Source organism: Saccharothrix sp. CCNWYY140, assembly GCF_037401995.1.
Taxonomy (GTDB): Bacteria; Actinomycetota; Actinomycetes; order Mycobacteriales; family Pseudonocardiaceae; genus Actinosynnema.
The window spans coordinates 42829-50913 of record NZ_JBBEGC010000053.1; the positions used below are offsets into that span (position 1 = coordinate 42829).

At 71.5% G+C, this 8085-nt stretch carries 8 protein-coding genes; 4 read left to right on the forward strand and 4 right to left on the reverse strand.

Translation table 11 applies throughout. The features are described from left to right. Positions 1-4 precede the first annotated feature (4 nt). A complete protein-coding gene (locus tag WBN91_RS22685) occupies positions 5-1672 on the forward strand; it encodes an alkaline phosphatase D family protein (RefSeq protein WP_337726053.1) in 1668 nt (555 codons plus the stop codon). A gap of 633 nt (positions 1673-2305) precedes the next feature. Here WBN91_RS22685 and WBN91_RS22690 read toward each other — a convergent pair. Further along, on the reverse strand, positions 2306-3067 hold the full coding sequence (locus tag WBN91_RS22690) for a maleylpyruvate isomerase family mycothiol-dependent enzyme (protein ID WP_337726052.1): 762 nt from the start codon (positions 3065-3067) through the stop codon (positions 2306-2308). Then, the gene (locus WBN91_RS22695) at positions 3064-3486 is read right to left on the reverse strand and encodes an SAV_6107 family HEPN domain-containing protein (protein ID WP_337726051.1); all 423 of its coding nucleotides are present in this window, start codon (positions 3484-3486) and stop codon (positions 3064-3066) included. Before WBN91_RS22695 ends, WBN91_RS22690 begins: the two co-directional genes overlap by 4 nt. Positions 3487-3667: 181 nt before the next feature. On the opposite strand from WBN91_RS22695, the gene WBN91_RS22700 reads away from it, so the two are divergent. Further along, the gene (locus WBN91_RS22700; RefSeq protein WP_337726050.1) at positions 3668-4168 is read left to right on the forward strand and encodes a YbaK/EbsC family protein; all 501 of its coding nucleotides are present in this window, start codon (positions 3668-3670) and stop codon (positions 4166-4168) included. Further along, on the forward strand, positions 4165-4725 hold the full coding sequence (locus WBN91_RS22705) for a GNAT family N-acetyltransferase (protein ID WP_337726049.1): 561 nt from the start codon (positions 4165-4167) through the stop codon (positions 4723-4725). Before WBN91_RS22700 ends, WBN91_RS22705 begins: the two co-directional genes overlap by 4 nt. 5 nt (positions 4726-4730) lie before the next feature. Here WBN91_RS22705 and WBN91_RS22710 read toward each other — a convergent pair whose 3' ends face one another. Both WBN91_RS22710 and WBN91_RS22715 read right to left on the reverse strand, forming a co-directional pair. Continuing rightward, a complete protein-coding gene (locus WBN91_RS22710) occupies positions 4731-5354 on the reverse strand; it encodes a CHAP domain-containing protein (protein WP_337726048.1) in 624 nt (207 codons plus the stop codon). Between the two features lie 97 nt (positions 5355-5451). Next, positions 5452-7131 (reverse strand): DUF885 domain-containing protein, encoded by a 1680-nt coding sequence (locus tag WBN91_RS22715; RefSeq protein WP_337726047.1) that lies wholly within the window; start codon positions 7129-7131, stop codon positions 5452-5454. A gap of 104 nt (positions 7132-7235) precedes the next feature. On the opposite strand from WBN91_RS22715, the gene WBN91_RS22720 reads away from it, so the two are divergent. Continuing rightward, on the forward strand, positions 7236-7886 hold the full coding sequence (locus tag WBN91_RS22720; protein ID WP_337726046.1) for a DUF3153 domain-containing protein: 651 nt from the start codon (positions 7236-7238) through the stop codon (positions 7884-7886). Positions 7887-8085: the final 199 nt, after the last annotated feature.

An 8085-nucleotide genomic window follows, 5' to 3' on the forward strand; every position in this document is an offset into this window, starting at 1 on the left:
TCGCATGGCGGAACTGGTGCTCGGTCCGGTGCTGCGGCACGTCGACGCCACGTCGGCCACCGTGTGGGTGGAGACCGACGTGGCTTGCGAGGTGGAGGTCGCCGGTCACCGGGCCGCCACGTTCCAGGTGGGGGAACAGCATTTCGCGCTGGTCGTCATCGAGGGGCTCACGCCCGACACGACGACCCCTTACACCGTGCGCCTGGACGACCACGTCGTGTGGCCGCCGCCGGACTACTCGTTCCCCGCGCCCCGGATCCGGACGAAGGGCGTGCGGCGCTTGGTGTTCGGCTCGTGCCGTGCGGCGAAGGGACACCACGGGCCGGGACACGACAAGCTGGGGCCGGACGCGCTGGACGCGTTCGGCGCGCGGCTCAAGGACGCGCCCGAGGACGAGTGGCCGGACGCCCTGCTGCTGTTGGGCGACCAGGTGTACGCGGACGAGCCGACGCCGAAGGTCAAGCGGTGGCTGGCCGAGCGGAGACCCGAGCCGGAGGGCGAGGTGGTGTCGTTCCGCGAGTACGCCGAGCTGTACCACGAGTCGTGGGCGGACCCGGAGATCCGGTGGCTGATGTCGGTGCTGCCGACGTCGATGATCTTCGACGACCACGACATCCGCGACGACTGGAACACCTCGCGGGTGTGGCGGGCGCGGATGGCGGAGTACCCGTGGTGGTCGCAGCGGATCCGGGCGGGGCTGGCGTCGTACTGGGTGTACCAGCACCTGGGCAACCTCGGCCCGGACGAGCTGGCGCGGGACGCGTTGTGGGGCAAGGTGCGCGCGGCCGGCGAGGACGTGCAGGGCCTGCTGGAGGAGTTCGCCGAGGAGGCCGACGAAGAGGCCGACGGGCGGAAACCCACGCGCTGGAGCTACCGGCGTGATCTGGGCCCGGTGCGACTGCTGGTGATCGACACCCGAGCCGGCCGCATCCTCGACGGCCCGGAGCGGCTGATGGTCGGCGACGAGGAGTTCGAGTGGATCGAACGCAACGCCGAGGGCGACTACGACCACTTGCTGATCGGCTCGTCCCTACCGTGGCTCATGCCGCACGCCCTGAGCCACTTCCAATCCCTCAACGAGAAATCGGCCGCCCGCCCCGGCCCACGAGGACGCCTGGCCGAACGCGTCCGCCAGGTAGGCGACCTGGAACACTGGCCCGCATTCCGAGCGTCCTTCGAACGCCTGGCCCGCCTGGTTCACCGAATCGGCACCGGCCCTCAGGCCCCCAGCACGATCTGCGTCCTGTCCGGCGACGTCCACCACAGCTACGCGGCTCGTGCGGACTTCGCGACCCCCACGCACTCCGAGGTCCTGCAACTGGTCTGCTCCCCGATCCACAACGACCCGCCGTGGATCTTCCGCCCCATCTTCGCCCTGTCCTGGTCCAAGCCCTTGGCCCGCTTCCTGCGGTGGCGCGCGAACCGATCAGGCGTCTCCCCGGACCCGGTGGGCTGGCGCAAGATCAGCGGCCCCCACTTCGGCAACTCGATAGCCATCCTGACTCTGACCCCCCAATCCGCCCGCTACCACCTGGAAACCGCCAAACCCACCGGCCTCACAACAACCGCCGACCTGTCCTTCCCCCACCCCCACCCCCACGCCACCACCGAGGCCAACCCCCACGACGGCAGCAGCCACGCCCCCGCCAACCGCCCCGACCCCGGCCACTGACACGCCCCGGCGGCCACTGACGCGCCCCCGGCGACTGACACGACCCAGCGGCCAACACGACACGACCCGGCGGCGCCACGACCAGCACGACCCGGCGGCGACAGTCCGCTCCCGGCGACAGCACCCATGCACGCGCACCCACGCACCACACGCACCGCCGCACGCGCACCGCGCCCGACTGCCCAACCGACCCGGCCCGACCGCCGACCTCGGCACAGCCCGACGGCCGCCGAACGGACCGCCGCCCGACCCGACCGCCGCCCCGCCCGACCCGACCGCCGCCGGAACCGGCTGGCGACCGCGGCACGGCTGCCCAGCTGCCCAGCTGCCCGGCTGCCCGGCTGCCTGCCGGGTAGCTCGCGGCTCGGGTGTCCGGCTCGGTTGTTCGGCTTGGGTGCCCGGCTCGGCTACCCGGGTCGGGTGTCCGGGTCGTCCGGCCTCCGGGGTTCGGGGTGTCCGCCGCGCCGCCCGCTCCTTCAATTCACGGGACGTGTGAGTCCCTGATCGGTTCCCAAACCGGCATGTCACTCGATCGGGCGAAGATCGGGTGGGGTGCCGTCGGGGCTCGGGTGAGGACCGGTCCGCCTATTGTCGCAGGTCCGAGAGGGGCTTAGGCGTGTCACACGTTCGTAGTCACTTTGTTGCGAGTCGCAGCAGAGCCCAGAGTTGGGCGATTGCGTCGTGGTCTCCTACCGGGCGTACCTCGCGGTCTGGGATGCGGCCCCATAGCCAGCGGTAGACAGACATGGGGGTGCCGGTTACCTCGGCATCCGCTGACTCCGTCTCCTCTGGGGTGGCGCGCCATGCTTGTGATGGGGTTGGGCCTGTGTGGGTTAGCCAGACTCGGTCGCCTACGCGGATGGTTACTGTGGCGTCTCTTGTCCCGCGTACGCCCAGCACTGCCAAGCGGTGGCCCAGCCACAGGGTCAGGACCTCGTCCACACCGTCTTCCGCCACGTCGTCCGGCACCGGGTCCACCGGCAAGCCTGCTGCCGCCTGCACGTCCATCCGGTGCACGGTCGCCTCATGCGCGATCCGCCTTGCCCAGAAGCCACATGTCCGGTCCGCGGGCCACCACGTCTCGCACGGGTCGTCGGCCGAACGGGACGACAAAGCCTCCACCAGAGAACCGGCGGCGGCGCGGACGTAGTCGGGGAGGGACTGGCCGGGGTCGGGGTCCTGTTGCCAGGTTGTGGGTTGTCTGCCTGAGCGGACCCATTCCGTTGCCATTCGGCACAGGCTGCCTACGTGGCGGACGGTCTCGCCGAGGTTCAAGCCGGGGCATGCGGGGACCTGGCGTTCGGGGCGTTGGCCCTCAGCGGACGACGCCAGGAGCTCCGTCTCCGCTGTCACCACCTCGATCAGGCGGGCGTAGTCGAGAAGTCCCTTGGTCACAGCCCGTCCTCGCGCGAGTACATGATCTCGTCGACCAGGTCGGCGAACTGGCCCGTCTGGCGCACCAAGTCGTCCGCGCTGCGCGGGGTCACCTGGCGGGTGATGCCGGCCAGCACTGCCGCTCGCGCCGCAGAGCAGGACGCGAAGTACGTGGCCCACTCGGACAGTTCCGGTGCGAGCCTGGGCAGCAGCACCCACACGCTGGTGGGCTTGGCCCTGCCCCGGTGCGGTCGGCCGCGTAGTGCCAGCACTGCCGCTGCCGCGCGCATCGCGCCCAAGTACGCGGCGGCGAAGCGGTCGGCGGGGTCGGGGGCTCGTTCGGCTTCGCGCAAGCACTCTCGGGACTGGGCGAGGAGGCTGACGGCGGACGCCGGGGGCAGCGGGAGCGGGATGGAGGGGAAGTCGGTCGCGGTGGACATTTGCGGCCTCCTCGCGGCGTCGGGACAGCGACGACCGCCGCGGGGAGACGGCGGCACTTGGTGGTGGGGCGCTTCCCCCGCCCCACCACCAAGGCATAGCTCGAACACATGTTCGAGCCGTCCCAGCGTAACCCGGAAACCCGCTACTCCTCAACCCGCCCGCACGTGGTCTCATGAACAGGTGAGCGCACTTGACCACCCCGGTATCCGAAAGGTGGCGGCGGCATTGGCCGAGGCGGGCCACCACGAGGCCGCCGACGGCATCGTCGTCCTCGCCGACGCCGTCCGCACCGCCGCCGCGGCGGCCGAGGCCGTGGGCGTGCCGGTCGGGGCCATCGCGAACAGCCTGGTGTTCGCCGCGGTCCGGGACGGTGTCGCGAGCCCGTTGCTGGTCCTGACCTCGGGCGCGCACCGCGCGGACACCGACCTGTTGGCCGAGCTGGCCGGGGCCGACGCCATCGAGCGGGCCAAGCCGGACTTCGTGCGCGAGCACACCGGGCAGGTCATCGGCGGGGTTTCGCCGCTGGGCCACCCCGCCCCGATCCAGACGTTCGTGGACGTGGACCTGGAGCAGTACGACGTCGTGTGGGCCGCCGCCGGGCACCCGCACGCCGTGTTCCCCACCACCTACGCGGGCCTGGTCGAGCTGACCGGCGGCACACCGGCGCGGGTGGCCCGATGACCGCCGCGCCGTCGCAGCGCCTGGTCGAGGTCTCCGCGCGCGAGCTGAACTCCCGGCTGGGCGAGGCCCTGGCCCTCTACGTCAGCGCGATGAACTACCCGCCCGGCACGGCCGAGCAGCGCGCCCCGATGTGGCTGGCGCACATGCTGCGCGACGGCTGGCGGTGCGTGGTGGCGCTGGGCGAGCAGGACGAGCTGATCGGCATCGGCTACGGCTACCGCGGCGCGGTCGGCCAGTGGTGGCACGAGCAGGTGCGGCACGGCCTGACCGCCGTCGCCGGGCCGCACGCGGTCGAGGAGTGGATGCACGACTACTTCGAGCTGACCGAGCTGCACGTGCTGCCGCGCGCGCAGAGCCGGGGCATCGGCGAGGGCCTGCTGCGCAGCCTGCTGGGCGGCGTGACGACCTCGCGCGTGCTGCTGTCCACGCCCGAAGGCCCGAGCAAGGCGTGGCGGCTGTACCGGCGGCTGGGGTTCGTGGACGTGCTGCGGCACTACCAGTTCACCGGAGACCCGCGACCGTTCGCGGTGCTCGGGCGGACGCTCCCGCTCGACTAGAGACCTCAGAACGGCGAGACGAACCCGCTGACCTTCAGCCCCGCGCCGGACGCGAGGTCGCTGATCTTGCGCCACTTCGTGTAGACGACCCGGTCGCTGACGTTGCCCTCGACGGTCCGGATGTGGGTGGCGTGCCGGCCGGTCGAGTCGTAGGAGACCTCCACCACGACGCCGACGTGCGCGAACATCGACGGGTACTCGCCGTAGACGATCACGTCGCCCATCTCGGCCTCACCCGAGGACAGGGGCCGCCAGCGGTTGTTCTGCTGCCCCCACTTCTGCCAGTACGTGGCCCAATGGCCCTGGTCGACGCCGGGCGCGCCGGGCGCGGGCGCCATCGACGGCTTGGTCTCCACGCCGGCCTTGGTCCACACCCAGTTGACGAAGATGCCGCACCACTCGACGGGCCGCCGGATCGCCGGGTCGATCGCCTGGTACTTCAGCGGGTAGCCGTTGGGGCCGTCCTCGCGCGCCCCGATCTGGCTGAGCGCGAAGTCCACGATGTCCTGCCGCACCCGCCACTCGGCGGGGTCCACGACCTCGTCCTGCGCCAGTGCGGGGGCGGCGCCGAACAGCAGCGCGCACACCGCGGCCAGGCCCGCAGCGGACCGCGCGACTCGTCTCGACATGACGTCCCCCTGGAAAACTCGGTGCCCCAGCATAGGCAACAGGTGCCCCGGTGACACGGCCGTAAAGGCAGACACCGGGGCACCTGTCGTCCACCGTTCACAGCTCGTTCAGGCGCTCCCGCAGCGTGTCCAGGCCCATCGCGCCCATCTCCAGCGCGTCCTTGTGGAACTTCTTGAGGTCGAACGCCTCACCGTGGCGGGCGCGGGCCTCGTCGCGGGCCGCGAGCCACAGGCGCTCGCCGAGCTTGTACGAGGGGGCCTGGCCCGGCCAGCCCAGGTAGCGGTCGATCTCGTCGCGCACGTGGTGCGGGTCGGTGATGGTGCGGGTGAGCATGAACTCCAGGCCCAGCTCCGGCGTCCAGCGCTCGCCGTCGTGGAAGCCGGCGCCCTTGGGGATCTCCAGCTCCAGGTGCATGCCGATGTCGATGATCACGCGGGCCGCGCGGAACAGGTGCGCGTCCAGCATGCCCAGCAGGTCGCCGTCGTCCTCCAGGTAGCCCAGCTCGCGCATCAGGCGCTCGGCGTAGAGCGCCCAGCCCTCGCCGTGGCCGGAGACCCAGCACATCAGGCGCTGGAAGTCGTTGAGCTTCTCCGCCTGGTAGACGGCGGTGGCGACCTGGAGGTGGTGGCCGGGAACGCCCTCGTGGTAGACGGTGGTGACCTCGCGCCAGGTGGAGAACTCGGTCTTGTCCGCGGGCACCGACCACCACATGCGGCCGGGGCGGGAGAAGTCCGGCGTCGGGCCGGTGTAGTACGCGCCCACCCCACCGCCGGGCGGCGCGATGCGGCATTCGAGCCTCATCAGCTCGTCGGGCAGCTCGAAGTGCACGTCCCGGACGTCGAGCAGGGCCTTGTCCGACAGCTGCTGCATCCACTGCTGGAGGCCGTCCTGGCCGTGCACCAGGTAGCGCGGGTTGGCGTCCAGCGCGGCGGCGGCCTCGGCGAGCGTGGCGCCGGCCTTGATCCGGTTGGCCACCTGCTTCATCTCGGTCTCGACGCGGGTGAACTCCTCCCAGCCCCACTCGTAGGCCTCGGCGAGGTCCAGGCGGGCGCCGGTGAAGTAGCGCGACCACAGGCGGTAGACGTCCTCGCCGACGGCGTCCTTGCGCGGGGACTTCGGGGCGAGGTCGGTGCGCAGGAACTGCGCGAAGTCGGCGTAGGCCTCGGCGGCGGCCTTCGCGCCCGCCTCCAGGTCGGTGCGCAGGGACGCGTCCACGTCCGCGCCCGCGATGAGGTTCGCGAAGTAGGACTTGCCGTTGGTCCGGCCCGAGTAGGTGTCGCACTGCTCGGCGACCCGCGTGACCTGCCGCAACGCCGCGACCTGGCCCCGGTCGGCCGCGTGGGCCAGGCCCGCGCGCAGGTTGGCGACCGCCTCGGGCATCGCGGCGAGCCGCTTGGCGACGGTGGCCCACTGGTCGGCGTTGTCGGTGGGCATCAGGTCGAAGACCTCGCGCAGGCTCTGGATCGGCCCGGCGATGACGTTGAGCTCGCCCTCCCACAGGCCGGCCTCGTGGATCTCCACCTCCAGCCCGACCCGCTCCAGGAACACGGCCTTGGCGTCGGCCTCCGACTTGTCCGCGGGCTCGGCGGCGGTGATGTCGGCGACCGCGCGCCGCGCGAGCTCGTGGCGCGCGGCGTGCCCCTCCGGCGAGAAGTCGGTCAGCTCGTCGTCGTGGCCGGGGGTCCCGATGAAAGTCGCCGTCAACGGGTCCGCCGCGGCGTACTCGACCACGAACTGGTTGCTGATGCCGTGCACGCCGGCCGGAGAGGTTGCCATGAATCGCACGTTACCTGCGCGTCGCGTCACCCCGACAGGTAATTAGCGGCCCGAACGACCGGACTCGCGCGGTCAACTTTTGACCCGGCCGGCAGGATGGCCGGGTGTCCAGGGCCACAGCGCTGATCCTGCCGGTGATGCTCCTCGCGCTCTTCTCGCTGACGGGCTGCGTCCGCCTGCACGCGGCGATGGCGCTGTCGCAGGACGACCGCGTGTCCGGCGAGATCGTCGCCGCGACACCGCCGACGCGCGACAACGACCCCGGTCCCCAGCTCAGGGTGCCCAACGAGCTGGCCAGCCGGGTGACCACCAAGCCGTACTCGCAGGACAACTACACCGGCACGCAGCTGTTCTTCAGCGGCCTGACCTTCGACGAGGTGCGCGCCCTGGCGGCGGCCACGAGCGCGTCGTCGAGCCGCTACCAGCTGAACTTCCGCCGGTCGGGCGACCTGGTGACGATGAACGGGTCGGTCGACCTGACCCAGGTGCCGCCGGAGCGGGCGGACATCCAGGTCAAGATCAGCTTCCCGGGCGAGGTCGTGGAGACCAACGGGCGCGAGGAGGAGTCGGCCACGATCGCCTGGTCGCCCAAGGCGGGCCAGGCGTCGATGTTGCAGGCGACCGTCCGCTACGCCGGGGAGAACTCGCCTTCGTACTTCGGGTGGACCATGCTGCTGGCCGGCCTGACCGGCGGTGCGGCCCTGATCGTGGTCGTGCTGGCGATCGTGGCGCACCGCCGGAGCCAGGTGGCCTAGACGAGTAACGCCGGCCGCGGGTGAGCCTGACCCACCACTCGACCGCCGCGTGCTTTCCGCGCGGAGCGCCCGCTTTTCGCCGAAGGCACGCTTTTCCGCCGAAGGCGGTACGCCCGAAGGGCGGGGGCTCTTGCGTTCCGCCAAGCGGCAGCGACCACGGGAAGGGCCTCGGTTTCTTTCCCCGTCCGGCCTGGGCGAA